General features: G+C 46.3%; 27 protein-coding genes. 18 read left to right on the plus strand and 9 right to left on the minus strand.

The annotated features are described in order from the left end of the window. Positions 1 to 38: 38 nt before the first annotated feature. From DXT99_RS03890 to groL, 6 genes are all read left to right on the plus strand, one after another. Positions 39 to 1325 carry a sigma-54 interaction domain-containing protein gene (locus DXT99_RS03890; protein ID WP_115564215.1) on the plus strand — a complete coding sequence of 429 codons (1287 nt, stop codon included), beginning with the start codon at positions 39 to 41 and terminating at the stop codon, positions 1323 to 1325. After that, the gene (gene lptE, locus DXT99_RS03895) at positions 1309 to 1836 is read left to right on the plus strand and encodes an LPS assembly lipoprotein LptE (protein ID WP_115564216.1); all 528 of its coding nucleotides are present in this window, start codon (positions 1309 to 1311) and stop codon (positions 1834 to 1836) included. Before DXT99_RS03890 ends, lptE begins: the two co-directional genes overlap by 17 nt. A gap of 29 nt (positions 1837 to 1865) precedes the next feature. Further along, positions 1866 to 3269 carry a hypothetical protein gene (locus DXT99_RS03900; protein WP_115564217.1) on the plus strand — a complete coding sequence of 468 codons (1404 nt, stop codon included), beginning with the start codon at positions 1866 to 1868 and terminating at the stop codon, positions 3267 to 3269. Between the two features lies 1 nt (position 3270). Next, a complete protein-coding gene (gene secG, locus DXT99_RS03905; protein ID WP_115564218.1) occupies positions 3271 to 3672 on the plus strand; it encodes a preprotein translocase subunit SecG in 402 nt (133 codons plus the stop codon). Between the two features lie 259 nt (positions 3673 to 3931). Next, positions 3932 to 4222 (plus strand): co-chaperone GroES, encoded by a 291-nt coding sequence (gene groES / locus DXT99_RS03910; protein WP_202915911.1) that lies wholly within the window; start codon positions 3932 to 3934, stop codon positions 4220 to 4222. A gap of 40 nt (positions 4223 to 4262) precedes the next feature. Further along, a complete protein-coding gene (gene groL, locus DXT99_RS03915; protein WP_115564219.1) occupies positions 4263 to 5897 on the plus strand; it encodes a chaperonin GroEL in 1635 nt (544 codons plus the stop codon). Between the two features lie 131 nt (positions 5898 to 6028). Here groL and DXT99_RS03920 read toward each other — a convergent pair whose 3' ends face one another. The 3 genes from DXT99_RS03920 to hslV all read right to left on the minus strand — a co-directional run bounded on the left by DXT99_RS03920 (position 6029) and on the right by hslV (position 8790). Beyond that, positions 6029 to 6562 (minus strand): hypothetical protein, encoded by a 534-nt coding sequence (locus DXT99_RS03920; protein WP_246000438.1) that lies wholly within the window; start codon positions 6560 to 6562, stop codon positions 6029 to 6031. Positions 6563 to 7038: 476 nt separating this feature from the next. Then, on the minus strand, positions 7039 to 8010 hold the full coding sequence (locus DXT99_RS03925) for a deoxyhypusine synthase family protein (RefSeq protein ID WP_115564221.1): 972 nt from the start codon (positions 8008 to 8010) through the stop codon (positions 7039 to 7041). A 237-nt stretch (positions 8011 to 8247) separates the two neighbouring features. Next, positions 8248 to 8790 (minus strand): ATP-dependent protease subunit HslV, encoded by a 543-nt coding sequence (gene hslV / locus DXT99_RS03930; RefSeq protein ID WP_115564451.1) that lies wholly within the window; start codon positions 8788 to 8790, stop codon positions 8248 to 8250. Between the two features lie 268 nt (positions 8791 to 9058). Here hslV and DXT99_RS03935 point away from each other — a divergent pair, with 268 nt between their 5' ends. The 3 genes from DXT99_RS03935 to DXT99_RS26970 all read left to right on the plus strand — a co-directional run bounded on the left by DXT99_RS03935 (position 9059) and on the right by DXT99_RS26970 (position 11091). After that, a complete protein-coding gene (locus DXT99_RS03935) occupies positions 9059 to 9238 on the plus strand; it encodes a hypothetical protein (protein ID WP_115564222.1) in 180 nt (59 codons plus the stop codon). Between the two features lie 108 nt (positions 9239 to 9346). Beyond that, positions 9347 to 10426, plus strand: coding sequence for a CNNM domain-containing protein (locus DXT99_RS03940; protein WP_115564223.1), 1080 nt, complete (start codon positions 9347 to 9349; stop codon positions 10424 to 10426). A gap of 119 nt (positions 10427 to 10545) precedes the next feature. After that, positions 10546 to 11091 carry a hypothetical protein gene (locus tag DXT99_RS26970; protein WP_181885025.1) on the plus strand — a complete coding sequence of 182 codons (546 nt, stop codon included), beginning with the start codon at positions 10546 to 10548 and terminating at the stop codon, positions 11089 to 11091. A 327-nt stretch (positions 11092 to 11418) separates the two neighbouring features. Here DXT99_RS26970 and DXT99_RS03955 read toward each other — a convergent pair whose 3' ends face one another. From DXT99_RS03955 to DXT99_RS03970, 4 genes are all read right to left on the minus strand, one after another. Further along, a complete protein-coding gene (locus DXT99_RS03955; protein WP_147294166.1) occupies positions 11419 to 11949 on the minus strand; it encodes a hypothetical protein in 531 nt (176 codons plus the stop codon). Positions 11950 to 12025: 76 nt separating this feature from the next. Next, complete coding sequence (locus tag DXT99_RS03960; RefSeq protein ID WP_115564226.1) at positions 12026 to 12508, minus strand: RNA polymerase sigma factor; 483 nt, start codon at positions 12506 to 12508, stop codon at positions 12026 to 12028. Between the two features lie 150 nt (positions 12509 to 12658). Next, a complete protein-coding gene (locus DXT99_RS03965) occupies positions 12659 to 14362 on the minus strand; it encodes a pyruvate dehydrogenase complex dihydrolipoamide acetyltransferase (protein ID WP_115564227.1) in 1704 nt (567 codons plus the stop codon). Positions 14363 to 14476: 114 nt separating this feature from the next. Continuing rightward, positions 14477 to 15106 (minus strand): histidine phosphatase family protein, encoded by a 630-nt coding sequence (locus DXT99_RS03970; RefSeq protein ID WP_115564228.1) that lies wholly within the window; start codon positions 15104 to 15106, stop codon positions 14477 to 14479. Positions 15107 to 15157: 51 nt separating this feature from the next. On the opposite strand from DXT99_RS03970, the gene DXT99_RS03975 reads away from it, so the two are divergent. From DXT99_RS03975 to DXT99_RS04015, 9 genes are all read left to right on the plus strand, one after another. Next, the gene (locus DXT99_RS03975; protein WP_115564229.1) at positions 15158 to 15583 is read left to right on the plus strand and encodes a PaaI family thioesterase; all 426 of its coding nucleotides are present in this window, start codon (positions 15158 to 15160) and stop codon (positions 15581 to 15583) included. Positions 15584 to 15587: 4 nt separating this feature from the next. Next, on the plus strand, positions 15588 to 16796 hold the full coding sequence (locus tag DXT99_RS03980; protein ID WP_115564230.1) for a chorismate-binding protein: 1209 nt from the start codon (positions 15588 to 15590) through the stop codon (positions 16794 to 16796). Between the two features lie 158 nt (positions 16797 to 16954). Beyond that, complete coding sequence (gene menD / locus DXT99_RS03985) at positions 16955 to 18655, plus strand: 2-succinyl-5-enolpyruvyl-6-hydroxy-3-cyclohexene-1-carboxylic-acid synthase (RefSeq protein WP_115564231.1); 1701 nt, start codon at positions 16955 to 16957, stop codon at positions 18653 to 18655. 203 nt (positions 18656 to 18858) lie between these two features. Then, on the plus strand, positions 18859 to 19323 hold the full coding sequence (locus DXT99_RS03990) for a DoxX family protein (protein WP_115564232.1): 465 nt from the start codon (positions 18859 to 18861) through the stop codon (positions 19321 to 19323). Between the two features lie 224 nt (positions 19324 to 19547). Next, positions 19548 to 20006 carry a DoxX family protein gene (locus tag DXT99_RS03995; protein ID WP_115564233.1) on the plus strand — a complete coding sequence of 153 codons (459 nt, stop codon included), beginning with the start codon at positions 19548 to 19550 and terminating at the stop codon, positions 20004 to 20006. A 241-nt stretch (positions 20007 to 20247) separates the two neighbouring features. Further along, positions 20248 to 21360: an AMP-binding protein gene (locus DXT99_RS04000; RefSeq protein ID WP_115564234.1), complete on the plus strand. Its 1113-nt coding sequence runs from the start codon at positions 20248 to 20250 to the stop codon at positions 21358 to 21360. 65 nt (positions 21361 to 21425) lie between these two features. Further along, a complete protein-coding gene (locus DXT99_RS04005) occupies positions 21426 to 22301 on the plus strand; it encodes an SMP-30/gluconolactonase/LRE family protein (protein WP_115564235.1) in 876 nt (291 codons plus the stop codon). A 98-nt stretch (positions 22302 to 22399) separates the two neighbouring features. After that, the gene (locus DXT99_RS04010) at positions 22400 to 23326 is read left to right on the plus strand and encodes a DUF1835 domain-containing protein (RefSeq protein WP_115564236.1); all 927 of its coding nucleotides are present in this window, start codon (positions 22400 to 22402) and stop codon (positions 23324 to 23326) included. A 68-nt stretch (positions 23327 to 23394) separates the two neighbouring features. After that, positions 23395 to 23814, plus strand: coding sequence for a hypothetical protein (locus tag DXT99_RS04015; RefSeq protein WP_115564237.1), 420 nt, complete (start codon positions 23395 to 23397; stop codon positions 23812 to 23814). A gap of 66 nt (positions 23815 to 23880) precedes the next feature. Here DXT99_RS04015 and hutG read toward each other — a convergent pair whose 3' ends face one another. Both hutG and hutI read right to left on the minus strand, forming a co-directional pair. After that, positions 23881 to 24858: a formimidoylglutamase gene (gene hutG, locus DXT99_RS04020; RefSeq protein ID WP_115564238.1), complete on the minus strand. Its 978-nt coding sequence runs from the start codon at positions 24856 to 24858 to the stop codon at positions 23881 to 23883. A 117-nt stretch (positions 24859 to 24975) separates the two neighbouring features. Continuing rightward, positions 24976 to 26229 (minus strand): imidazolonepropionase, encoded by a 1254-nt coding sequence (hutI, locus tag DXT99_RS04025; protein ID WP_115564452.1) that lies wholly within the window; start codon positions 26227 to 26229, stop codon positions 24976 to 24978. Positions 26230 to 26278 lie beyond the last annotated feature (49 nt).

The following is a 26278-nucleotide window of genomic DNA, read 5'->3' on the forward strand; positions in this document are numbered from 1 at the left end:
ACTGATTAGCACATTTACCCATTAGCACATTGAATTACATGCGCAATATTGATATACAAAGCATAAAGCAGCGTTTTGGTATTATAGGCAACTCCCACCTGCTCAACCATGCCATACAAGTGGCGGTGCAGGTGGCGCCTACAGATATGACAGTGCTTATCACCGGGGAAAGCGGTAGTGGTAAAGAATCATTTTCGAAGATCATTCACCAGCTGAGCCCTCGCAAGCACGGGCAGTTCATTGCCATTAACTGTGGTGCCATCCCAGAGGGCACGATAGATTCTGAGCTTTTCGGACATGAGAAAGGTTCTTTTACAGGTGCCCAGGAAGCACGTAAGGGTTATTTTGAAGTAACAGATGGCGGCACTATTTTCCTGGATGAGATCGGGGAAATGCCCTTAGGCACGCAGGCACGCCTGTTGCGGGTGCTGGAAAACGGTGAATTTATCAAAGTGGGTTCCTCGAAGGTGCAGAAGACGGATGTGCGGGTAGTAGCTGCCACAAACGTGAACCTGATAAGAGCAGTAGAGAACGGCCGGTTCCGGGAAGACCTTTATTACCGTCTGAATACAGTACCTATCACGGTTCCATCTTTACGTGAACGTGGAGATGATATCTACCTGCTGTTCCGCAAGTTCGCTGCCGATTTTTCGGAGAAATACAAAGTAAAACCGATTACGCTGACACCGGATGCGGTGCATGAACTGATACGCTTTCCTTTCCCGGGCAACATCCGCCAGCTAAAGAACATGGTGGAGCAGATATCGGTGCTGGAGTATGACCGGGAAGTAGACGGGCAGAAAATGCGGCAGTATCTGCCGCAGGAACAGGTAAAAAGCAACCTGCCTGCCGTGCTGGCAAAAGAGCAAAGCGGCGAGCACAACTATTCGGAACGCGACCTGCTCTACAAAGTGCTGTTCGACATGCGGCGCGATGTGTCAGAGCTTAAAAAGCTGGTTTTTGACATGATTACTACACATCAGCCAAACGAAGAAGAACTGCTGAAAGAGCACGGTCACCTTTTTGAGAACATTGAACAGTACAACGGCAACGGCCGAAGTTATCAGCCACAGGAGCCCCTGCACAAGGAACCGTACTACTTGCCCGTTAACAGAGCACAGGTGCAGGAGTACGAAGAGCAGAAAGTGGAGGATATTCCGCACGAGTATGAGGAAGAAAGCCTGTCGCTGGAGAACAAAGAAAAAGAACTTATCCTGAAAGCGCTCAAAAAGCATAACAACAAGCGCAAGTATGCTGCCCAGGATTTAGGGATTTCGGAGCGCACCCTTTATCGAAAATTAAAACAGTATGACATTGAAGATTAGCCTGCGACATGTAAGCTTTGCTTTAACCTTGCTGCTGCTGTTGTGCAGTGGCTGTGGCATTTATTCTTTCACCGGCACCACTATTTCTCCGGATATCAGGAGCATCTCCATTCAGAATTTTGAAAACCTGACAGGAGAAGGCCCCGCAAACCTGACACAGGTGGTGACAAACAATTTTACGGACTACTACCGCCGCAACACAAACTTAACGGTACTGCAGGACGAAGGCGACTTGCAATTGGAAGGACAGATTGTTAGCTTTAATTATTCTCCTGCTGCTATTCAGCGGGAAGGGCAGAATGATATTGCCGGGTTGAACCGCCTGACATTAAGTGTACAGGTTCGCTTTATGAACACAAAGGAGCCTGAAAAAGACTTCGACAGGGCGTTTACCATTTCCCAGGACTTTCCGGCGGATACGGATATCACTCAGCTGTCTACCGTGCAGATAGAGCAGCTGTCAGAACGCTTAGTGACAGACGTATTCAACAAAACAGTGGCAGATTGGTAGTGCCCCTTTTATTTAAGTAGTTAGCCAGCATGAACAAGTCAGCATTTCTTGAACTGATCCAACAGGCAGCGAGTATCTCCGACCAGCAAACAGAAGAACTGGAGAAGATGGCCGCTACTTTCCCGTATTGCCAGACGGCTCATCTTCTATTGGCTAAATCGGCTTACGACAAGGGCAGCATGCTTTCTACGCAGCGCCTGCGCCGGGCTTCAGCCTATGCCACCAACCGGCAGGTGCTGAAGCGTATCATCTATACCTCGCCTGTGCCTGCGCCGGTATTTGAAGAACCGGTGGTAGCGGAGCAAGAAGTAATGGTTCTGGAAACTTCTGAAAACCTGGCGACAAAAGTTACAGAATCACATCAGGAGGAAACCATTAACGCTCCTGATGCTAAAGAAGTTACATCAACGCAAACATTGCAGCAGGAGGCTCCCGCTGATGAAACCGTAGCCGGGGAAACAGCATATATTCCGGACGAGATAGCAGCTGAAGATAAACTCTATATAGAAGATGATAAAGCTGAAGCTGTAGCTGGACCATCTGATAATATTAATGCTGTTGAAAGCCTGGAGGAAGAAAACCTGGAGGCAACACAAGAGCCTGACGAGCTGATTCCGTACGAGCTGGCCGAGTTGCTTACTATCAACAGCCTGAATACTTCCTTTACTGACCTTCTGGCGCAAAAGCCGGATACTTTCAACACAGTTACAAAAGAAGAAGATCAGCCAGGTCATGTCATTTTTCCGGATGATTTCAGAGAGGCAAATGATGAACTGGCTCAGATTATAGCGGAGGAAAGCCCTGTTTCAGCACAGGAAGTTTATGTGCTGGAAGACAGCGCCACCTCCCCCGCTCTTGTAGAGCATCATTCACCTGAGCCTGACCATGCAGATGCTGTTCCTGCCTATGACAGGCAAACAACTGTGCCAGCACCCGAGGAAGCACCGATTAATTATTCACTTGGTGAAATTGATCGCATGTACGCCGAAGACTCCATCGGTTACTGGATGTCCTCCAGCCGCATGGGGGAAGTGCTGCAGTTAAAGGATGAGGTAACGCGTCAGCGACCGGCTGGTTTCCACCCGGAACTGATTCTGGAGTATAGCAAGACCCATGAACTGGAGGAGAAGCCAGAAGAACTGAAAGCCCCTTCCCTGCACCATCAACTCAATATCATTGATCAGTTCCTGAAACAGAACCCGCGCCTGAAAGCGATGAACAACATCAAACTGAAGCAGGAACCGCAGGAAGATTTGTCTTTACGGAACTCAAAGATTAAAAAAGGCATTGCATCAGAGAGCCTTGCCAATATTTTCCTGAACCAGGGAAAGGTAAAAAAGGCCATCAAAATATATGAGCAGCTCATTTTGAAAAATCCGGAAAAAAAGAGTTACTTTGCCGAACAGATAGAAAAATTACAAAACTTAGACTAAGATGTATATCGCCCTTATCAGTATCATTATCTTTATTTGCGTACTACTGGTATTAGTTGTACTCGCTCAAAACCCGAAGGGCGGTGGCCTTTCAAGCCAGTTTGGCGGCGGTGGTGCCAGCCAGCTAATGGGCGTGAAACGCACCGGAGACCTGTTAGAAAAACTGACATGGGGTTTCGCCATTACACTGGTTGTACTGACATTAGGTACACACATGATGGTTGACTCTGCCGGTGATTCTACTGTGAGCAGAAGCGTTAACGAGGAGCGTGCACGTCAGTCGCAACTTCCTGGAGGTGCTGCCACCTTCCCAGGTGCTGGTGTAGCCGGAGAAGACAGTGCTGCCGTTATTCCGGACGCCGCTGACATTCCTGAAATGATAGACACAGCCAACGCGCAGTAAGCGTTGCTTCTTATTCCATATAACAGAAAAGCCGATCGTTCAGGTCGGCTTTTTTGTTTACTGCCGGTACCAATCTTGTCAGCAAAATCAAAAAAAGTTCCCTGTATATGGCAGAATCTGCCAAACATGACAGAAAAAATGGCGCTTTACGCTGAAAAAATGGCTTAAAATGGCAGTATTCGTGTCTTGGCAAAGGAATTGATAGAGCAGTAGTGTTATTAACTCATTTCTAAACAATATAACCTAATAACAAAAACATATGTCAATCAGCATTAAACCATTAGCAGACAGAGTAATCGTAGCTCCTGCTGCAGCAGAAGAGAAAACAAAATCAGGCATCATCATTCCTGACACTGCCAAAGAGAAGCCACAGCGTGGTGAGGTAGTAGCCGTAGGTGAAGGCAAAACTTCTGAGCAGGGCGCCCTGCTGAAGCCACAGGTACAAGTTGGCGACCAAGTGTTGTATGGCAAGTACGCAGGCACAGAGATCGCCGTAGACGGTAACGACTACCTCATCATGCGCGAGTCTGACATCCTGGCTGTCCTTTAATTCATTTTCTGTAAATCGTAATCCAAAAGTATATTAAACTATGGCTAAGAACATCACATTTGATACAGACGCCCGCACCAAGATTAAGGCCGGCGTTGATAAATTAGCAAATGCAGTTAAAGTTACGTTGGGTCCTAAAGGCCGTAACGTAATCATCGACAAAAAATTCGGTGCCCCAACCATCACGAAAGATGGTGTTTCAGTTGCGAAAGAAATCGAGCTGAAAGACCCTATCGAGAACATGGGTGCACAACTGTTAAAAGAAATCGCCTCTAAAACAGCTGACCAGGCTGGTGACGGTACTACTACTGCTACTGTACTGGCGCAGGCTATTTACACTGCCGGTATTAAGAACGTAGCGGCTGGTGCTAACCCAATGGACCTGAAGCGTGGTATCGACAAAGCCGTTCATGCGGTAGTAGAAAACCTTCGCTCTCAGTCAAAGAAAATCGAGAACTCTTCTGAAATCTCTCAGGTAGGTACTATCTCTGCCAACAACGACGCTGAAATCGGTAAAATGATTGCCGATGCAATGGATAAAGTTGGTAAAGACGGTGTGATCACTGTAGAAGAAGCAAAAGGTACTGAAACAGAAGTAAAAACTGTGGAAGGTATGCAGTTCGACCGCGGTTACCTGTCTCCATACTTTGTGACCAACGCAGAGAAAATGGAAGCGGAGTTTGACAATCCTTACATCCTGATCTACGACAAGAAAGTTTCTACTATGAAAGAACTGCTTCCTGTATTGGAGCAAGTGGTTCAGACTGGTAAAGGCCTTGTAATTGTTTCTGAGGATGTAGACGGAGAGGCACTTGCTACACTTGTAGTGAACAAACTGCGTGGCTCCCTGAAAATTGCCGCTGTAAAAGCTCCTGGCTTCGGCGACAGAAGAAAAGCAATGCTGGAAGATATCGCCATCCTGACAGGTGGTACTGTTATCTCTGAAGAGCGTGGCTACAAACTGGAGAATGCAACCCTGGAGTATTTAGGCCAGGCAGAGAAAGTTATCATCGACAAAGACAACACGACACTTGTTAACGGTGCCGGTCAGAAAGATGATATCGTGGCTCGTGTGAACCAGATCAAATCTCAGATGGAGTCTACTACATCTGACTATGACAGAGAGAAACTGCAGGAGCGTCTTGCGAAACTGTCTGGTGGTGTAGCTATCCTTTACATCGGTGCTTCTACAGAAGTAGAGATGAAAGAGAAGAAAGACCGTGTAGACGATGCATTGCACGCAACACGTGCTGCCGTTGAAGAAGGTATCGTAGCAGGTGGTGGCGTTGCCCTTATCCGTGCGATTGATGCCCTGAACAACATCGACGTATACAATGCTGATGAGCAGACAGGCGTGCAGATCATTAAGACTGCCTTGGAGTCTCCGCTTAGAACTATCGTTTACAACGCTGGTGGCGAGGGTTCAGTAGTAGTACAGGCAGTTCGCGAAGGCAAAACTGACTACGGCTACAACGCCCGCGACGACAGGTATGAGAACATGTTCGCCGCTGGTATCATCGACCCAACGAAGGTAACTCGTTTGGCCCTTGAGAACGCTGCTTCTATCGCTGGTCTGTTGTTAACTACTGAGTGTGTAGTTTCTGAGGATCCGGAAGAAGAGAAAGGTGCGCCAGCTATGCCAGGTGGCATGGGCGGCATGGGCGGCATGATGTAATCAATTCCCATAGTATAAAAGAAAACCCTGAGTCATTACTGGCTCAGGGTTTTTTGTTTTAGATCATCTGAATTTCAGCCACTATACAGTACAGTGCGCTTAAGCAAATACACTCTGGCTATCAGCCTCCTCTAAATCATCACTTCCGGAAGCTCCCGAATGGTGATAGTGACATCGTGTGGTGCTGTTTCATCGCCTCCAAAATAAGGATAAAGCTGGTAGCCCTCTCCTGTTCCTGTGCAGGCCCTAGGCAAAGACACAGACTTTCCATTTAAATAGAACACATATTTCTTGTTCTCCATCCTGATTTCGCAAATGGCAGGTTCACCTAGTGTTACAGAGCCTACATAAGCAGCGTTTCGCTCATTGTTAAAGTAAGTATAAGCGTGTAATTCCAGTTTGCCGTTGTACCACCTCCATCCAAACCGGGCACTGTTGGTATGGTGCGCGCTGCCGCAGTCTGACAAACCATACAGCTTGTTTATATCTCCCTGGTTATCTGGGTCTGCTGTTGTATAAATAGCAGTACTGTCGAAAACAACGGAAAATCGTAGACGATCTGTAGTTCGCCTCTTATAGGAATTTATATCTGCATAATGAAAACCTTCTTTAATAGTATAGATTGCTTCTCTATCTACCTGCGGCTGTTCCTGTTTAGGTACCACATCAGTGATCTGTTCGCAGGAAGAAAGGGCGCAGCAAGATAGAAGTGCTGCAGGAATACAGCACATTTTTCTGAACGACAACATAACTTCTATGGAAATGAAAATACTTGTTGTAAGGGTTGAAATAATTAAAATTCAGAGCATCACCACTCTGAAGTTATCACATCAACGAAGAAAACCCTACACAAAGTATGCAATCGATATGCCCTAATAGAAAAAGTGCAGATGCAGCAGAGACTAAGTTTAATGTAATATGACTGATGTTAAGGCAAACCAAACCGGCCACTTTTTAGTCCCCAGCGGGAGGATAGGTAAATAACTTTAATGACTACCAAACTAAAAGAGAAACAAACTTTGTAAATTGTTTTTAGATGTAGAGGGAGTAAGTTACAATAGGCCCATAAAAAAAGCACTGGCTGATGATGGCCAGTGCTTTAGAATTTTAAACCTACTAGTAACAAGCAGGAATTAGATTATTACATATCCAATACAATCGCGAAGATAAGTGGCGCCACAATCGTAGCATCCGACTCAATCATATATTTCGGAGTGTCTTTCCCTAACTTACCCCAGGTAATTTTTTCGTTCGGCACAGCGCCAGAGTAAGAACCATAGCTGGTAGTGGAGTCAGAAATCTGGGCGAAGTACCCCCAAAGCGGAACACCTCCACGCTGTAAATCCTGGTGCAGCATTGGTACTACGCAAATCGGGAAGTCACCGGCAATACCACCACCAATCTGGAAGAAACCAATAGTAGATTCTTCTTTGGCAGTTTCTGTATACCAGTCAGCCAGCTGCATCATGTACTGAATACCTGTTTTCATGGTATGCACATTCTTGATGTCACCGCTGATAACGTGACCGGCATAGATGTTACCTAAGGTAGAGTCTTCCCAACCCGGGCAGATGATCGGAAGATTCTTCTTTGCTGCTTCCAGCATCCAGCTGTTCTTCGGGTCGATCTGGTAATATTGCTCCAAATCACCGGATAATAGCATCTGGTAAAAGAATTCGTGCGGGAAATAGGATTCACCAGCCTTATCTGCTTTTTCCCAGTACTTCAACACAACATGCTCCAAGCGTCGCATGGCTTCTTCTTCCGGGATACATGTATCTGTTACACGATTCAGGTGGCGACTTAAAAGCTCCTCTTCATCGGCTGCAGACAATTCACGGTAATGCGGAACACGCTCATAAAAGTCGTGCGCCACCAGATTGAAGATATCTTCTTCGAGGTTAGCACCTGTACAGGAGATGGCATGAACTTTATCCTGGCGAATCATTTCAGCCAGAATAATACCTAACTCAGCTGTAGACATAGCACCTGCCAATGTCACCAGCATTTTACCACCGTTATTCAGGTGTGTTTTATAACCTTCGGCAGCATCAATCAAAGAAGCTGCGTTAAAATGTTTGTAGTGTTTCTTTAAAAAATCTGTTACCTGCATAGTTGATTATTTTGCACCAATCTGTGTCCTATTTGGCAGCTTGGCTCGGCAATTTATGAATTATTTACTGATTTATACCTTACGGCATATAAACAGCAGCTGTTCGAACACCAAACATATGAGGGTGGAATGATAGCCGGGTATATGACCTCCGGATTCAGATGCATAACATAAATTGCACAGAAAAATTCATGAAATCTTAAATTTTCTTTCTTTATCTGAAGGTGGTAAAATAGATTATTTAGCCGGCTTCTCTATCACCAGGTTATGGTTAGTGTAGATACAAATATCGGCTGCAATGTTCAGCGCTTCGCGCACCATCTCTTCTGCAGATAAATGCGGCGCATGCTTTTTAAGTGCCAGAGCGGCAGCGTGCGCATACATACTACCAGAGCCAATGGCTGCAATCTGGTTATCCGGCTCCAGCACATCACCTGTTCCGGATATAATCAGCAGTTCGTCTTTGTTGGCCACCACCATCATGGCTTCCAGCTTGCGCAGGTACTGGTCTTTGCGCCAGTCTTTTGCCAGTTCTATGGCAGCGCGTTTCATATTGCTCTGGTAGGCGCCTAATTTTTCTTCAAATCGTTCCAGCAAAGTAAAAGCGTCTGCAGTGGAGCCTGCAAAGCCTGTTACTATTTTACCGTCCAGCAGCTTACGGATTTTCTTAACATTACTTTTGGCGATATGTTTGTCCATGGTAGCTTGCCCATCGGCACCAAGTGCTACTTCGCCATTGTGGTATATACCACATACAGTAGTTGATCTTATTTTTGTCATGGTTCTATTTATGTCAGGCTCCCCGCAGGTTGTTCCTGGTGTTGCAAGTTCATATGATAAAGCTACGCTATAATCAAACAAGAAGCCAATGCAATAAATACAGCCAAATTGTCTGCCTTTTAGTATGAGGTTTACGGTGTCGAATAATTCTACACCTCTTATGAGCACCGACGGTAACTCTAAAACATAAAACATTCACCCTCTGTATATATGCATGTTGCATTAATTCAATCTACTATCTTCTTTTTGATATGTAACTCAAAAAACTATGAAAAATTTAGAAATCCAGTGGCTCTACAGCCTTCTGTTCCTGCTCTTCACACTTACGCTTAGTAGTTGTGACTTTGTGGGTGATGTACTGGAGTTCGGTTTCTGGACAATTCTTATCCTCATCGGCATTGTATTACTCATTATCTATTTTATCGCAAAGATGTTCAGGGGAAGGTAAAAAGTGGCCTTTGCATATGTACCGGATAATTGCCTATACAGCTGGCGGATGCTATGCTAATGGTTATATACTTTCCACTGTTCACGCTTTAAATAAAACGCCTTTTACATGGGTTTACTGATTCTTTACCTAGCTATTGCGCTGGTTTTTTCTTTTCTATGTTCATTACTGGAGGCTTCCCTGCTCAGTATTAATCCCTCTCATGCAAGCATTGTAGGGCAACAGAACCCCTCCCTGGGGAAAGACCTGCAGGATTTTAAAGACAACATTGACCGGCCGCTTGCAGCCATCCTCACACTCAATACTTTTGCCCATACAATTGGTGCTGCAGGCGTGGGGGCACAGGCACAAATCATATGGGGCGAGGAAGCCCTGACTATAGTCTCTGTGGTGCTGACGATTATTATCCTCATTCTCACCGAAATAATACCTAAAACGCTCGGGGCAAACTACTGGCGCCAACTCACCCCATTTACTGTGCGCACGCTGAAGATTATGATATACTCCCCACTTTACCCCATCATCCTCTTCTCTCAATTCATCACTAAACGCATGAAACAGGATAAGGGCAAAAGTGTACTGAGTCGTGCTGACTTTACAGCCATGGCAGAAATTGGGGCCAAAGAGGGCGTTCTGCACCAAAATGAGTCGAGGGTTATTAATAATGTGTTACGCTTTAACGTCATCCTGGCCAGCCACATTATGACGCCCCGTACAGTAATCAGAGCAGCACCGGAAACGGAATCCATTCAGGCGCTTTATGAAGATACGGAAAACTTACCTTTCTCCAGGATACCTGTCTATGATGTCTCTATTGACCATATTACGGGATATGTGCTTAAAAATGAAGTGCAACATCACATTATTGAAGGAAAAGGAAACATGGCACTTACAACTATCAAGCGTCATATAAAGGCTGTTAGCGAACACACACCAGTCCCTACCCTATTCACCAACCTGATGGAAAACAAAGAACACATCGCGCTTGTAGTGGACGAATATGGTGGCACAGCAGGCATTGTAACGATGGAGGATATTATAGAGACACTGTTGGGGCTGGAAATAACAGATGAATTTGATGCTATAGAAGACCTTCAGAAATGGGCACGGGATAAGTGGAAAAATCGGTCCAGTCGGCTTGGCATAGATGATAACGACAAGGGTATGGAAGCATCCTCAAGTGTTTGAGGGTTATTCACTTCAAGTATTCATAAAAGTATATTATAGTTTACTGCTTGTATAGCGTAAAACAGGTATAGATTTAAGCCGTACAAATTCTAAGCACCCTTCACTTAGCAGCAAGAGCTATGCACGGAAAACTAAAGAAAGAGGGAGAGTACGAACTTTTCAAAACAACAGCGGGACATCAAATCCTTTCGTTGGATGAAAAAGAGTGGTATGCGGTGGTGGAGACAAGTCAGGGCCACATCCTGGTGAAATCTGATTCAGACCACGAAAAAGAAAAGACGGTGGACAAGGGCCAGTATTATCTGGCTGACTTCAAAGACGACCCCGAGTTTAGGGACATGCCCCACCTTTTCCTGAAGGATACTAAAACGATGTATAAGGAATTTGTGCTGCCCAAAGGCCTCCCCACAAATAACGACAAGCGCAAAAAAGTAATTGTGACGGATGACAAGGTAAAAGCTGACAAGGTGGATTACCATGTAAAAGGCCCCGGGGACAAAGGCAGCGAGAAGCAGTACCACCAGGATCAGGGAAATGGCTCGAAAGGCAATAAGCAGGACTTTTCGGATATGACAAAGGAGGAACTATACGAAAAGGCAAAGGAACAGGATATTCGCGGACGTTCTAAAATGGACAAGGAAGAGCTAAAAAAACATCTGAAGTAGAAATTTTGGAAAATGCCTTCATGAAAAAGAAAGCTATCAAATGGCCTCCCAGCCTCATATTTCTATTCATCTCCCTACTACTTGGAGGCTGCGACTTTGACGATGATGCTGTTATGCGCCCTAGCTCCTGGGCAGCTATTTTCGTTATTGCAGCTATTCTGCTGTTCTTCTACTATGTTTTTAAGATATACAGGAGAAAATAATTAGGTGCAGCTACAATTTGATATATAAAGTTACATTGAAAGACAATTAGATAAAGGAAGCAGTAGTGTGTCCGCTGCTCGTGCAGCACAGGTGCAGACACATTTTTTTTAAATAATATGCCATTCATGCTGCTTCTTCGTATTCTGCCAGATACTCTTTTAGCTCTTTAATTTGATGCTTGTAGCGCCTCACAATAAAGTAAATAACAGCACCGGTAAACAAGATTGACAAAGGGAATCCAATGAGCACTCCCGTGTCATCCAGGTCCTGAAGTCCTCTGCCATAGAAGAACCTGCCAATGATGATCATGCTGAAAAAGAACAGCACAACGAATGTCACTTCCGTTTTGTAGTTCCGCTGAAGCATGACTAATAGCTGTTCCATTCGCTCCTTTAAATGATCGCTTAACTGCAAATGATTGATGTTTTTTAGTTTCTGCCAATAAAAGATAATCAGTACAAGGTAAAAGAACATCAATTTAACGTAGCCATTTATCGAACCTGGGTAGGTAAAGCCATCCGTGAGGATTGGATGCACCAGTACCATAAGGAGCATACCTCCCAACATAATGCTAATAATCTTCTCATACTTTCGCTTCATAGAAGTAATGAGGTCAGTTGTCTTCCCGTTTAAAATATCTTGGATCTGTGCCATGCTCTTCTGATTTAAATGTGAATGATTCGTTGTTTCACTTTGCCATTTTGCCTTTAAGTCATCCAGTTCCATCGGCTTAAGGGTTAAGTATTTGTTTTAGCTTCTTCTTTATTCTGTTAATCTTCACGCCAATGTTGGCTTCAGATAACTCCATAATTTCAGCCATTTCCCGATAACTCTTCTCATCGAGGTAAAGCATCACGAGGGCTTTATCTAATTTGTTCAGGACATTCACTGCTGTCTGCAACTCCTGGTCATAGACTACATCAAGGCGCTCAGTTTCAGGTTCAGGAATGTTGCCATGCCCCGTGCTTAATGGCTGCCACTGCTGCTTTTGGCCATTTTTGCGCAAGCTGGTTATGGCGGTGTTCAGCGCCAACCGGTACATCCAGGTGGTAACCTTTGCATCTTGCCGGAAGCCTGGGAATGACCGCCACAACTGAAACACTATCTCCTGAAACAAATCCTCAGAGTCATCACGGCTGCTGCCATACATTCTGCAAACTTTCAGAATGATAGCCTGGTGCTTTGTGATGATTTCTAAAAATTCTTTTTCCAAGGGATCAGGGCCTTTAAACTATTAGTCGCAGTGAATACTGAAAACTTACAGCTACCGGCAAAAACATCTAAAATAAATTATGCCTATAAAAGAGAAGCCTCTCCCGCGTTAGCAGAAGAGGCTTCTCTTTTCAATCTATACTTTAGAATTCTAAACCAGAATTCTAACCGGGTTCTCCAACAGGTTTTTGAATGTCTGCAGGAAGGCAGAACCAACAGCACCGTCTACTACACGGTGGTCGCAGGACAAGGTCACTTTCATCACATTGCCAATTTTGATCTCCCCGTTTTTCACAACCGGTACCTGTGAGATACCACCTACAGCCATAATACAGGCGTTCGGTGGGTTGATGATAGCTGTGAATTCATCAATGCCAAACATACCCAGGTTGGAAATTGAGAACGTGCTGCCTTCCATTTGAGCTGGCTGCAGCTTCTTGCTCTTCGCTTTGCCTCCAAGGTCTTTCACCTCAGCAGAGATAGCAGAAATAGTTTTGAAATCAGCGTTACGCACCACTGGTACCAGCAAGCCTTCTTCTACCGCTACAGCTACTCCGATGTTGATGTGCTTGTTGTAACGGATCTTATCTCCTAACCAGGAGGAGTTAACCGCCGGATGCTGACGCAAGGCTGCAGCAGCGGCTTTAATAACTAAGTCGTTAAAAGAAATTTTAACCGGAGACACCTCATTCATGCTGACACGTGCTTCCATCGCTTTGTCCATATCAATAGACATAGTCAGGAAGAAATGCGGTGCAGTGAAAAGGCTCTCTGACAGACGACGGGCAATTACCTTACGCATCTGCGATACGTTCACCTCTTCGTACTCCTCTGATGGCATACCCGGCGTGGTCGCAATTTGCGGAACAGCAGCTTTGTCCTTGGAGGCAGCTTCCTGCGGTGCGGCAGATGGGCTATAGTTCTCAATATCGCGCAAAACAATGCGGCCACCTTCGCCTGTACCTTTTATCTGGGATATTTTATAGCCTTTTTCCTCTGCCATTTTCTTGGCAAGCGGAGAAGCTTTAATACGTCCGTTTTCAGAGGAGGCATCCCCTTCTGATGGTGCAGCAGACTCCGGACCTGGCACTTTCGTTTCCTCTACTTTATCTGAAGTAACAGCGTCAGCTCGTGCTTCAATGTCCTCGTCAGTCTGGGCATTCTCTTCGCGCGACTGGTTGTTAGAAGAAGCAGCTTCCAATAGAGCTTTGTAGTTAGCACCTTCTTCACCTATAATGGCTATGATGGCATCTACAGCTACTGATTCACCTTCCTTTACACCTGTATAGAGCAGGGTGCCGTCTTCGTAAGATTCCAGTTCCATAGTCGCTTTATCGGTTTCTACCTCAGCTAATATATCACCGGATTTTACTTTATCGCCTTGTTTCTTCTGCCAGTTCACAAGCACACCTTCTGTCATGGTGTCACTCATTTTAGGCATTCTGATGATGTTTGCCTTGATGCTGCTTACATCCACAGCGGGCTTGGCAGGAGCTTCTTCTCTGGAAGCAGCAGGTTTTGTTTCAACCGGCTTCTCTTCCTCCTTCTTCGGCTCTTCTTTGGCAGCAGGCTTACCTCCGCCTTTTATTTCTTCCAGCAAGTCTGCAATATCCTCACCGTCTTTACCGATGATAGCGAGCACACCATCCACAGGAATAGTGTCTCCTTTTTTAGGCCCTATATATAACAGGGTGCCATCTTCGTAAGACTCCAGCTCCATTGTTGCCTTGTCTGTTTCAACCTCGGCCAGGATGTCGCCGGAGCTTACCTTATCGCCTTCTTTCTTAAGCCAAGATGCAATCACCCCCTCAGTCATCGTGTCACTCATCTTGGGCATTCTTATAACTTCAGCCATAAATTTTGTCTTATATTATTCGCCCAGTTGGTCTGTTTGTCTGTATATATCAGCCCAAATTTAGATTTAAAAATATTTTATTCAAACTATATGCTTCTTATTTGTTAAAAGCCTTCAAACAGGTTGCTCCTCCACCAGATGCGATACGTCACAATGCTTCTTAACAGTGAATATACTACCCGTATAATCGAGCTCGTAAAGGCACAGGTTTAGGTGCTCAAACTGGTCCATGCAGCGCAGCGGGTAGCGCAGCAGGTTGCATAGCATAATCCGCATCGCGCGCCCGTGCATACAAATCAGTATTGTTTCTTCCTCCGGCCTACTCAGCATCAGGTCTATGAACGGCTTTTGCCTTTCTGCCACCACCTCAGGGCTCTCCCCTCCTTCTACACATACATCGCAATTTCCCTCGCGCCAGGTTAGCAGCATATCAGCATAGTACTGATCTTCTTCCGGTGTCATACGGGTTCCTTCGCGGGTGCCCCAGTGGATTTCATTCAGCCCGGCGTGCTGCTCATGCGGCAGCCCCAGGTCCAGAAAACCCTGCACCGACTGAATAGTACGCTGCAAGGTAGAGGTATAAACCTTGTCAAAAGGAATATCTTTATACTTCTGATAAAACAGCCTGGCCTGCGCTTGTCCGGTCTCGTTTAGAGAGGAGTTAATGCCACTGCCCTGTACAATACTTTGCAGGTTATAATCCGTCTGACCGTGACGAATGAGGTATACTTTCTTAATACTCAAAATTCTTCTACTTTTGCCTTTTATACAAATGAAGCCCTAATTTAGGCATACATGTCTACACACGAAAATTATAATACGTTAGAACAGGTAAAGCAGTGGTGCAAAAATACAATGATGGAATACCTTGGCATCGAAATAACAGAAGTAGGCGATGACTACGTCTGTGGTAAAATGCCGGTAGACCATCGTACACACCAGCCAATGGGGTTATTACATGGCGGCGCCTCTGTGGTGCTGGCAGAGTCGCTGGCAAGTATGGGAGCCGCCCTTCAGGTAGATCTAACAAAGAAGGCCTGTGTTGGTTTAGAAATTAATGCCAACCACATCAGGGGTGTGCGTGAGGGCTGGGTTTATGCAAAAGCCACAGCCATACATAACGGGCGCAGCACTCAGGTTTGGGAAACAAAAATCACGAACGAAGCAGGCGATATGGTTTGCATCAGCCGCATGACAGTGGCCGTAATCGATAAAATATAATTAAATGGAACAAGCTACTGCTTCAGAAAGCGATACAACTGGTGCAGAGGCACATAGCAACACCTTAGCTCCTGTTATTCATACAGCTATCGGGAAGGGTAAAGCAGTAGCAGCCTGGAGGTTGCCTCATACAAATGAAGCACATGTAGCAGTGTCGCTTCAGGATAGCTTCACTCCAACGCCACCAACACTGGAAAACAGCCCGTTCGGCTTTCTCTTCTGCCCTTTTCAGGAAAGCGAGCCAGCACCAAATCTCTTTATCAAAGCGGATCTGTATATCAGCCAGGCAACAGGTAAACTTACAGCAGCAATTGATGCACCCGCACCTGAGGTGGCTGATTTTATGCAGGCACTGGAGCTTGGTTCAACCACACCTCAGCGGAGTTGGCACACTTCGAACGCTGGTGTACAGCAGCAGTCGGATTTGCATTTTCAGGACGCTGTAGCGGCGGCTGTAGCCGCGATAAAGGAGGAGCAAATGGAGAAGGTGGTACTGTCCCGCAACAGCATCCTTCCATTGCCTTTGCACCTGGACCTGGCAGCTGTCTTTGAACAGATGTGTCAGAAGCACTCAAGGGCCTTTGTTTCTGTGGTTTCGGTTCCGGGCGTAGGAACCTGGGCTGGAGCCTCTCCTGAGATTCTGGTCAGTATAAATGAGCAACAGGTTTTCCATACAGTGGCGCTGGCAGGCACACAGCCTGCTACCGAGAGTGTAGCCGATGCTATCTGGCGACAGAAAGAGATTGAAGAGCAGGCCATGGTAGAACGTTATATCCTGCTCTGCTTTAAAAGCCTGCGCTTACGCGAGTATACCGAAATAGGACCGCGCACGGTGGTGGCAGGCAACCTGATGCACCTGCGCACGGATTTTAAAGTTGATTTGAAAGAGGTGGACTTCCCGAGCCTGGGAACAGACATGCTGCGCTTGCTGCACCCTACTTCTGCTGTCTGCGGGCTGCCTAAAGCACCTGCACTGCAGTTTATACTGGAGCACGAGGGCTATGACCGTAGTTACTACAGCGGGTTCTTAGGTCCTGTGAACAGCAAAGCAGGCACCCATTTATTCGTGAACCTGCGTTGCATGCAATTATTAAAAGACAAAGCCATTATTTACGCTGGCGCAGGTATTACTGCTGAGTCTGACCCGGTAAAAGAATGGATGGAAACGCAGCACAAAATGGTTGCCATGCAGCGGATTCTTCAACAATTCTAGTTTCGTTGTTAGTTGCTCGTTATTAGTTGTTCGGGAAAGTTTAGAGTTAACTTGAATGATTTATTATACTATACACTTGTTCGTCATCTTTCTGATATAATCTGTAAGGCCTTCTGTACAAGAAAAAACGAACAACGAATAACCAACAACGAAAAACGATGATAATCCAACCTGTTGTAAATATAGCCGAGATATGTGCCCGCAAAGGCGTGGAGCAGGTAGTCCTCTCCCCTGGCTCCCGCTGTGCGCCGCTCACGATTGCTTTTGCCCGCCACCCGAAGCTGACGGTGCGCACGGTAAGCGATGAGCGTGCCGCGGCCTTCATTGCCTTGGGTATGGCCCAGACAACAGGTAAGCCAACAGTGCTGGTATGTACCTCCGGCACGGCAGCTTTGAATTATGCTCCTGCTGTAGCCGAGGCTTTCTTCCAGCAGGTACCGCTGCTGGTGCTCACCGCTGATCGGCCTCCGGAGTGGATTGACCAGCTAGATGGGCAAACTATCCGTCAGCAGAACATATATGGGCAGCACATCAAGCAGAGTTATACCTTTCCCGTAGACTTTTCTCATCCTGATGCTGTTTGGCACAGTGAACGCATGGTGTCAGAGGCACTGAATACAGCAGTTGCTTTCCCGGCAGGGCCGGTACACATCAATGTGCCGCTACGCGAGCCATTTTATCCTGCCCCGGATGAAGAGGTGACCTTTAGTGAAAGGTTAAAAGTGATCGATGAAGAGCACAATGCCTTCGAGCTAAACCACCAGCAGGTACAGCGACTACAGCAGGAACTGCAGCAGCATCAGCGTGTGCTTATAGTGGCTGGGCAGGATATATATGACCAACAGCTGCTGCAAAGCCTGGAGACGTTCGCAAGAAAAAGAGGTACTGTAGTGGTTGGAGACATCATCAGTAATGTGCAGCAAAACCCGGAGGTAATCAGATACCAGGATGCCATCTTCTCCTGCCCTGACGAGGAGAAGCTCAAAGTCTTGCAACCTGACCTGCTGATTACGTTCGGGAAGTCCATTATTTCGAAAAGCCTGAAGCTGTACCTCCGGAAATACAAGCCAAAGGCACACTGGCACCTGCAGCCAGCAGGAGATGTGGCAGACACTTTTCAAACCTTAACCAGAATCATACGCTGTAAACCTGTTCATTTTTTCACTAGTCTGGCAGGTGCAGAAGAAAAAGGTGCTAAGGCTTTTGCCGGGGTGTGGCAAAATATGAATGAAAAGGCCGGGAAATTTATACAGCAACATGTTACAGAAGCAGCTTACGGAGAATTGGCTGTAGTGGCACGTGTACTGCAGCACCTGCCGCAACAAAGTCACCTGCATCTGGCCAACAGCATGTCGGTGCGCTATGCCAATATACTGGCACTGCAACCTACACAGCATGTACAGGTATATGCCAACCGGGGCACAAGCGGCATTGACGGCAGCACCAGCACCGCTGTTGGCTGCGCCCTCGTCAGTTCCGGTATCACCACCCTGCTCACCGGCGACCTTGCCTTCTTCTACGACCGGAACGGGCTGTGGCACAACTATCTCCCCCAGAACCTGCGCATTGTGCTGTTAAATAATCACGCTGGCGGCATCTTCCGGTTAATTGATGGCCCTAAACAGCAGCCGGAACTGGAGCCTTACTTTGAAACGCACCAGGCGCTGAATGCAGAAAACACGGCGCGCGATTTCAACCTGAATTATACCCCGGTACATACTTTAGAAGAGCTGGAGAATGCCTTGCCTGCTTTCTTTTCAGCAGAAGCCGCTGGTATCCTGGAGATTTTCACTGATAGCCCCGCCAATGCAGAAGCATTTACCCGGTACAGGCAAGATGTCAGAAAGGTTATTTACTAATTTGTAAACAAGGCTGAAAAAGACGGGCTAATTCAAAAAAAATTCTCGGCGGTATATACCATAAAGCTGCAGCATTCCATTTTGTGGGTGCTGCTTTTTTATGCCAGGACTCCAGCTGATAATCTATTTTATACCTGCACAACCAGTTAGGTAAATGAAGACGTATATATAAATATAGCACCTGTTATATTAAATTTCTGCCCATGAGTTTAACACAGGAGGTAAACACTTCATCCCGCGTAAACAGCGCCAGCAATCCCGTCTGGATGGATGGTTTACGCATTCTACTAGGTCTTTTTCTATTCTTTAAAGGAATTATGTTTCTGGAGCATACCAGTGACGTGTTCTATATCTTCAGCCAAAGTCAGGATGTGCTTGATATAAAGAGGGCCTCCATATTAACCAGCGTAGTGCATATAGTGGGAGGATTGATGATAGCCTTTGGTTGTTTAACCCGTCTTGCCCTGCTTTGCCAGTTTCCCATCCTGATTGGTGCCGTACTCATTGTAAATCCACAGCGCGGTGTTCAGGTAGGAAACACGGAACTTTGGTTATCCATATTAGTTACGTGCCTGCTCCTGTTCTTTATGATTGTAGGCCCTGGCCGTTACTCTGTCGACAATAAGATCCTGCGTCAGAAGCACCCGGAAGCAGCTGATTCCGAGTAGAACAGCAGAAAGGTAAACTCCTGAAGCCAGGGTGTCTTTTAACTAATAGCAGTAATGATTTTGCTTACAGGTTAAGGCAAGTGTTTCAGCTTTTGCCCTTTCTCTCTTTGTTTCTAATTACAAAAATGAAATAATCTGAAAACAATTAAACCGGTTATGTCCAAATATTAACAGGAATCGTTTAAATAATTATAAATCAATGTTTTACTTAAATTTTTACAGCCATGAACCTGACACAAAGCATGCATCGCGTAGAGCATTGGTCTGACACACACCACCCGCTCTGGCTCGACTTTATTCGCGTTGGGCTTGGAGTTTTCCTCTTTATAAAGGGTTTTATGTTCATCCAGGACACTGGTGCCTTAATGAGTATCCTTCAGAAAAGCGAGTTTCCATGGGTTTCTGTGGGTCTGGCACATTATGTTGCCATGGCACATTTAGCAGGTGGGGTACTTATTGCTATTGGACTAGTCACGCGCGTCGCCATTCTTTTCCAACTTCCTATTCTGATAGGCGCCGTTTTCTTTGTTAATCCGGAACGGGGCTTTTACTCTGAAAATACAGAATTGTGGTCTTCTATCATTGTGCTCGCTTTACTGGTTTTCTTCCTGGTGTTTGGGTCAGGACGCTTTTCAGCAGATTACTTAATTCGGGAGAAGAAAAAAGACACAGTTGCTGATTAAATCAAATTGTGAGAGAATGATGTAAAGCGACACAAGTATATAGACATAAGTCTGATTTTATTTACAGCTTATATCAGGTATAAGCAGGCAAAACAAGCAGAGCAGGCAAAGCGTTATTTCTTTGCCTGCTCTGCTTGTTTTAAAGCTGCATTACAATGAATTTTGTAAGGAAACGTAACCAATAAAAATAATCATCCGCGTTGCCAATCATCCTCTTTGCATACTGTTAATTGACTGATATATGAACGAAAAATATCTTCTGCTCAACGGCAGAAAATTCTATTACGACGAAATAGCAGCCTATTCTTTCAGGAACAGCATTCCCCTGGACGGATACGAGAGCAAAACGCTGGAGTTTTGCCGCAATTGGTTAACCGGTGTACAGGAATTTCCTATCATGACCTCTGGCTCTACCGGGGTTCCCAAGACAATTTCCCTGACTCGTAAGCAAATGGAAGCCAGTGCTCGCAGAACGATAAAGCTCCTGCGCCTGGAAAAAGGGGACTGTGCCTTTGTGTGTCTGAATACAGAATATATAGCTGGTATGATGATGCTGGTCCGGGCATTTAAAGCCGATTTGAACATCATCATTGTAGACCCTGTCAGCAATCCGCTTTCGCTCGTAAGCCGGGAAGAGCAGCTGGACTTTGCCTCCTTTGTACCTTTGCAACTGCAGACTATTTTGCAGGAAATGCCGGAGGCCCTGCCGCAGCTAAACCGGATGAAGGGCATTCTGGTTGGCGGTGCCCCAATATCCGCTACCTTGCAACGGGAAATCCAACAAATAAAGCCACCGGTCTGCCTCACATATGGTATGACGGAAACTGCCTCACATATAGCCATTCGCCGCCTGAACGGATCTGAAGCGACCGATTATTACCAGGTGCTGGATGATATTGAGATAGGAATAGATAAACGCGGCTGCCTGACCATAAAAGGGGATGTTACAAACAATGAGCTGCTTGTGACAAACGATATAGTCGAACTTCTCACCCCAAGTCGTTTCCGGTGGATCGGCCGCGCTGATAACACCATCAACACAGGGGGCGTGAAAGTTCAGATCGAGAGCGTAGAACTGGCAATAACAGAGGCTTTAGCAGATACAGAAATCGCCCCCCGATTTTTTGTAGCAGCGCAACCCGATGAACTGCTGGGTGATAAAATTGTGCTGATAATGGAAGGGAAACCTTTAGGTGAGGCTGCAGAAAAGAAACTGTTTAGCCGCCTTCATACACGCCTTAAAAAATATGAAGTGCCGAAAGAAATCATCTACAGCCCCACATTTTCAGGAACAGCCACCGGTAAAATTTCGCGTCAGATTACCCTGCGGAAGCTTGGTTTACACACAGACTAACGCCCAATTATACAACAGCAGGAAGTTAGAACCGTAGAATATATAAATCAACATTATAATATATTATGCGAATTTTACTTCAGAATGCTTTTTTTGTTTTCCTGCTGGTGGGCCTTAACAGTTGTATCGGCAGGCTTTTCTCGTCCAGGGCTCCTGTAGAACTGGAGCAGGCCTGGGCGTCTGATAATACTTTGCGTACTCCTGAATCGGTTGTACACGACCCATTGCGTAACACCATTTATGTTTCCAACATCAACGAACAATCCGGTACCCGCAAAGACGGGGATGGCTTTATCTCCCGCCTGAGCACAACCGGACAAATAGAAGAACTGTACTGGGTATCAGGCCTGAACGACCCAAAAGGAACAGCCTTGCATAACAATGTGCTGTATGTAGCCGATGTAGATGAAATTGTAGCTATCTCTACCCAAACCGGCTCCGTTCTTGGGAAATACAAAGCCGATAATGCCCGGGATCTGAATGGTATAACAGTGGATAATAATGGAAATGTGTTTGTCACAGACTCTGACCAACGGCGCATTTACCAACTCAACAATGGCCGCGTGAGCGTTTGGGTAGATAACACCAGGCGTGAAAATCCGAATGGCATTTACAAGGAAGGCAACCGCATGATTGTAGCCTTTATGAACAGCGGTAAGATTCGCTTTCTGGATCCGGAAACAAAAAACTTCACAGACTGGACTGATGGAATAAAATCTGCGGACGGTATTGCGGAAGCCGGCGATGGAAATTATCTGATTTCGAGCTGGGACGGTGAAATATTCTATGTAAACAGCAATGGCAAGAACTGGAGCGTGTTGAATACCCGTGGCCAGAACATGAATACCGCCGATATAAGCTACGCTGAGAGATTAGGTGTTTTATTAGTCCCCACATTTAAAGATAACAGAGTGGTGGCTTACAGGGTAAGACAACGGTAAGCTACTACTAACATAACGAAGAGACTTAAAAAGGCAGCTGCACGGATGGTGTTAGCTGCCTTTTTTATATTGCTACAGAAAATTAAAATGACGATAGCATGAAAAAGCTCCCCACACTACACATCATAAACGGCGATGCCTCTCTTCCAGCCTTCGAAGCTGCCAGGCTACCAGGGCAGGTGCTGGTATGGCGTGAAATTCTTTCAGAAGGGCCTGCTGTAGCAAGCCTGCCCGAGCACGCGTTCTGGCAGAAGCGACAGGAGTACATCACAAAGACCTACAAGGAAGCAGCAGCTGACTATAATAAGAAAGTCCTGGATGAACTGCCCAAATTGAATGCGGCAGGCGCTTTCTTTGAGGTAGTGCTTTGGTTTGATGCTGACCTAATGTGCCAGGTAAACCTCCTGTACCTGCTACACCGCATGTACCTGCTTCAGCTATCCTCTGTAACTATTTGCACACCTCCCCTGCCTGAAAATATCGGCCTTCTTAAACCAGAAGAACTGCAACAGCTTTTCGAGACACGGCATCAGCAAAATGCCGCTCAGCTAGAAGAAGCCCACAGGATCTGGCAACTATATGCAGGTCCGGATCCTATGAAGCTTCAGAGCTACACACAGCAGCATCAAGAAGTTCAACCACCTTTTGGTAAGGCGATGGCCCTGCATCTGAGTCGCTTCCCGGGTTGTAAAACCGGCCTAGGCCAGCCAGAACTTGGACTGCTAGAGCTTATACAGCAAGGCGCTAATACAAAGAAGCAACTCATGCAACAGTTTTGGAAAAGCTATCCGGAGTATGGCTTTGGCGATTGGCAGCTCCTGCAACTACTTCAGCGCCTGCAACCACAACTCGTAGACGACAATGGGCTTCTAACAATGAGCCCTTTGGGGATTCAGGTATTACAAAACGAAGCCACTGTCATACCTAAAGAATACTGGCTTGGAGGCATTAAAATAAATGGCGCTACTAACAACTTGTGCTACAACACTCTACTTCAGCAGTTGCAAAATTCTTCTTCGCTATAGAATAAATTAAGAATTCTGGCCTCAAATGTGTATACTTCCTGCTGTACCTATACTTTTTCCAAAGGAATATGAAGACGAAGCAAAAGTATACCTTAGCGCTTGCCACCGTGTTACCACTGGCAGCCGCTTTTTGTTTGAGCACCACCGCACAAAGCCCTGCATCAGTACTGCCAGCACAACAGCAACCACATGTGCTGGTAAGCAATGCGAAGCATAGCAGCCAAAATTACGAAACGCTTTCAGGTATAAACCTTTATCACACCGGCAAGGGCAGCTATCAACTGGATTTCTCTCAGCATCTAAAAGAAAACGCATTATTGAGCATAAAGAACGTTGCTCAAAAAGTGGTTTACCAGAAGCCGGTGAGTATAAAAAGCAACAGCTCTTCCTGGCGCTACAAGCTAGGCAAAATGAAACCTGGCACTTACCTGGTAGAGGTCATTACCAGCGACACTACGTACTGGACCAAATTCAGAATAGGGCGCTAAGATATACTTTAGATGTTCAATGGATGCATCTGTGCCAGATGATCTTTTGGCACTTCAGGCAGGCAGTTATACTTTAGCCCACTCGCTTACGGCATGATACAGCAGCCCTGCAGCCAGTTTGGCGGTGCGGTTGTCGGTGTCAAAGGCAGGGTTAAGCTCTGCCACATCGAGGCTTAGCAATTTACCACTTGCTGCCACCTGCTGAAGCAGTTGCAGCACGATTCCCGGTTGAAGCCCCAAGACATTGACGGCACTCACTCCGGGAGCATAGGCAGCAGAAAAAACATCGAGGTCAATCGTCAGGTATACAGCTTCTACCTGTTCCAGCCATACCTGCAACTGCTCCTGCAGAACAGGAAACGTATGATGCCCCTGTGCTTGTTCCGCGAATGTATACTGTACTTGTAGCTTTTCTGCTGTATGGAAGAGAATTCGCGTATTTCCCTGCTGCTGTATTCCGATGCAATTGTATACAAATTCTTTTCCCTGTTCATGCAGCTTATCTGCTATCTGCAGAAATGGCGTACCAGAACTTGATTGCCGGGCATAAGAGCGCAAATCAAAATGAGCATCGAAATTCAGAATACCGAGCCTTTGCTTTACGGTTGCCTGCTCCAATCCTAAAAAGTGACCAAAGGCAATCTCGTGTCCGCCGCCCAGCACCAGTGGCCTATACCCATGCTGCAGCAAAACCGCCACTTTTCTTCCTAACTGTTCCTGTGCCTCCTCCAGGTTCTGATTGGTGCATAGCACATCTCCGGCATCGTAAAGCATGACTTTGGAAGGCAGGTGATGCGCAAAAGATGCCATGGCACTGCGCAGGCTTGCAGGACCGTCAACGGCCCCTGTTCTGCCCTGGTTCCGGCGCACCCCTTCATCACAGCAGAAACCTAAGAAAACAAAAGCAATCTTTGTGTCAGGCACAGGAGGCACTTCTCCTGACAAATCCAGAAACTTGATTACCTGATGCCACCGATACTCCAGTTCCTCATCATGTGCGTCAGTTCTGCCCTTCCAGGCCTGTTTAGAAGCGGGTTTATACATCAGATTGGTTGCTGTTGATGAATCTTTAAATACTTACCTTAAGGCCTGAGTTTATAATGTTTGTAAGGAAGACCAGGGATTGTCCATTGAAAGTACGTTTCTTTTGTATGGCTTCTTCTACAAGCAAACCCGTACCCCCTTCTTCCAGATGATAGCAGGTTTAAGCTTGCCTTGCTGGTACAAAATCTCTCTGTAATCTGCTGTCGGGAAAGCAATTATATCAGCTAAACATCCTTTTCCCAACTCACCCCTGTCAGATAGGTTGAGGGCACGGGAGGCACGGGTGGTAATGGCCGCAAAAGTTTCAGCAGTCGAAAGCTTTTCAGCAGCTCCTAAAAGAGCCGCCTGCGTTAGCAAATCACCCATTGGCGCTGAACCGGGGTTCCAATCGGTGGCAATGGTAAGACACAGGCCGCTGTCCAGCATCGTGCGTGCCGGGGCATAGCCCATGCCTAAGCCCAGAGAAGCACCCGGTAATACGGTTGCCACTACTCCTGCCTCTTTCAAAAGCGCCACAGAAGCCTCATCACTGGCCTCTAAATGATCTGCACTGAGGGCTCCTGCTTCAGCTGCCACCCTGCTTCCACCGGTACTGAACTGGTCAGCATGTACCGTGATGTCAAAGCCCATCTCCTTCGCTTTCAACAGGTAATCGAGTGATTCTTTCTCAGTAAAGGCTGATTCCTCTACAAAAATATCAACTCGGCTGGCTAAGTTCTGTTCCTGCACCTGCGGCAATAACACGTCCAGCAGGTGCTGCAGATAGAGTTTTGAATCTGTGAATTCCGGTGGTCGTGTATGAGCAGCCAGGCAAGTTGGTATCAGGTCCAGCGCATGATGCTTGTGCACAAGTGCTATCGCCTCAAGCATCTTCAATTCATCATCTACTGTAAGGCCGTAGCCACTTTTCACTTCACAGGTTGTCACTCCCTCCGCCAGATGCCGATCGCAGCGCTTCTTTAACAGGTCTACCAGTTCAATAAGCGTGGCTTCCCTTGTTTTGCGCACCGTTTCCAGAATACCGCCGCCACTGTGTGCTATCTCCAAATATGATTTACCGGCCACACGAAGCGCATAATCATTCGCGCGGGAGCCGGCGAAGCAAAGGTGAGTATGCGCATCAATTAGGCCTGGTAACAGCACCATCGGCTGCGCTATCCTATCAACCTGGTATGCATTCGCCTGCGCCCCCTGTTCCAGCTTCTGGTAAGCATCTACCTTTACAATTTTGCCTTCCTGTACCAGCACCCCTGCATTCGCCAGCACCTGCAGCTGCGTATCTTTTATGGGACCTGTCTTTGGCAGCCCCGTCATAGGTATAGCCTGGCTGAAGGGGCCGATTAGAGAAATTTCGGAATCACTTGTTTTCATTGTAATTGATGTGTTTGCTGTATGGCGCTGCATTTATTTACAATAATGC

This window comes from Pontibacter diazotrophicus (assembly GCF_003367245.1).
GTDB classification, from domain to species: domain Bacteria; phylum Bacteroidota; class Bacteroidia; order Cytophagales; family Hymenobacteraceae; genus Pontibacter; species Pontibacter diazotrophicus.

Bases quoted from the DNA above. Each gene is read 5' to 3' on its own strand.
- DXT99_RS04005 (WP_115564235.1), top strand. From the start codon at position 21,426: ATGCGAATTTTACTTCAGAATGCTTTTTTTGTTTTCCTGCTGGTGGGC.
- secG (WP_115564218.1), top strand. From the start codon at position 3,271: ATGTATATCGCCCTTATCAGTATCATTATCTTTATTTGCGTACTACTG.
- DXT99_RS03890 (WP_115564215.1), top strand. From the start codon at position 39: ATGCGCAATATTGATATACAAAGCATAAAGCAGCGTTTTGGTATTATA.
- DXT99_RS04000 (WP_115564234.1), top strand. From the start codon at position 20,248: ATGAACGAAAAATATCTTCTGCTCAACGGCAGAAAATTCTATTACGAC.
- DXT99_RS03975 (WP_115564229.1), top strand. From the start codon at position 15,158: ATGTCTACACACGAAAATTATAATACGTTAGAACAGGTAAAGCAGTGG.
- DXT99_RS03940 (WP_115564223.1), top strand. From the start codon at position 9,347: ATGGGTTTACTGATTCTTTACCTAGCTATTGCGCTGGTTTTTTCTTTT.
- DXT99_RS04010 (WP_115564236.1), top strand. From the start codon at position 22,400: ATGAAAAAGCTCCCCACACTACACATCATAAACGGCGATGCCTCTCTT.
- hslV (WP_115564451.1), bottom strand. From the start codon at position 8,790: ATGACAAAAATAAGATCAACTACTGTATGTGGTATATACCACAATGGC.
- menD (WP_115564231.1), top strand. From the start codon at position 16,955: ATGATAATCCAACCTGTTGTAAATATAGCCGAGATATGTGCCCGCAAA.
- DXT99_RS03935 (WP_115564222.1), top strand. From the start codon at position 9,059: ATGAAAAATTTAGAAATCCAGTGGCTCTACAGCCTTCTGTTCCTGCTC.
- DXT99_RS03990 (WP_115564232.1), top strand. From the start codon at position 18,859: ATGAGTTTAACACAGGAGGTAAACACTTCATCCCGCGTAAACAGCGCC.
- DXT99_RS03980 (WP_115564230.1), top strand. From the start codon at position 15,588: ATGGAACAAGCTACTGCTTCAGAAAGCGATACAACTGGTGCAGAGGCA.
- DXT99_RS26970 (WP_181885025.1), top strand. From the start codon at position 10,546: ATGCACGGAAAACTAAAGAAAGAGGGAGAGTACGAACTTTTCAAAACA.
- lptE (WP_115564216.1), top strand. From the start codon at position 1,309: ATGACATTGAAGATTAGCCTGCGACATGTAAGCTTTGCTTTAACCTTG.
- DXT99_RS03925 (WP_115564221.1), bottom strand. From the start codon at position 8,010: ATGCAGGTAACAGATTTTTTAAAGAAACACTACAAACATTTTAACGCA.
- DXT99_RS03955 (WP_147294166.1), bottom strand. From the start codon at position 11,949: ATGGCACAGATCCAAGATATTTTAAACGGGAAGACAACTGACCTCATT.
- DXT99_RS04015 (WP_115564237.1), top strand. From the start codon at position 23,395: ATGAAGACGAAGCAAAAGTATACCTTAGCGCTTGCCACCGTGTTACCA.
- hutG (WP_115564238.1), bottom strand. From the start codon at position 24,858: ATGTATAAACCCGCTTCTAAACAGGCCTGGAAGGGCAGAACTGACGCA.
- DXT99_RS03995 (WP_115564233.1), top strand. From the start codon at position 19,548: ATGAACCTGACACAAAGCATGCATCGCGTAGAGCATTGGTCTGACACA.
- DXT99_RS03900 (WP_115564217.1), top strand. From the start codon at position 1,866: ATGAACAAGTCAGCATTTCTTGAACTGATCCAACAGGCAGCGAGTATC.
- DXT99_RS03965 (WP_115564227.1), bottom strand. From the start codon at position 14,362: ATGGCTGAAGTTATAAGAATGCCCAAGATGAGTGACACGATGACTGAG.
- hutI (WP_115564452.1), bottom strand. From the start codon at position 26,229: ATGAAAACAAGTGATTCCGAAATTTCTCTAATCGGCCCCTTCAGCCAG.
- groES (WP_202915911.1), top strand. From the start codon at position 3,932: ATGTCAATCAGCATTAAACCATTAGCAGACAGAGTAATCGTAGCTCCT.
- groL (WP_115564219.1), top strand. From the start codon at position 4,263: ATGGCTAAGAACATCACATTTGATACAGACGCCCGCACCAAGATTAAG.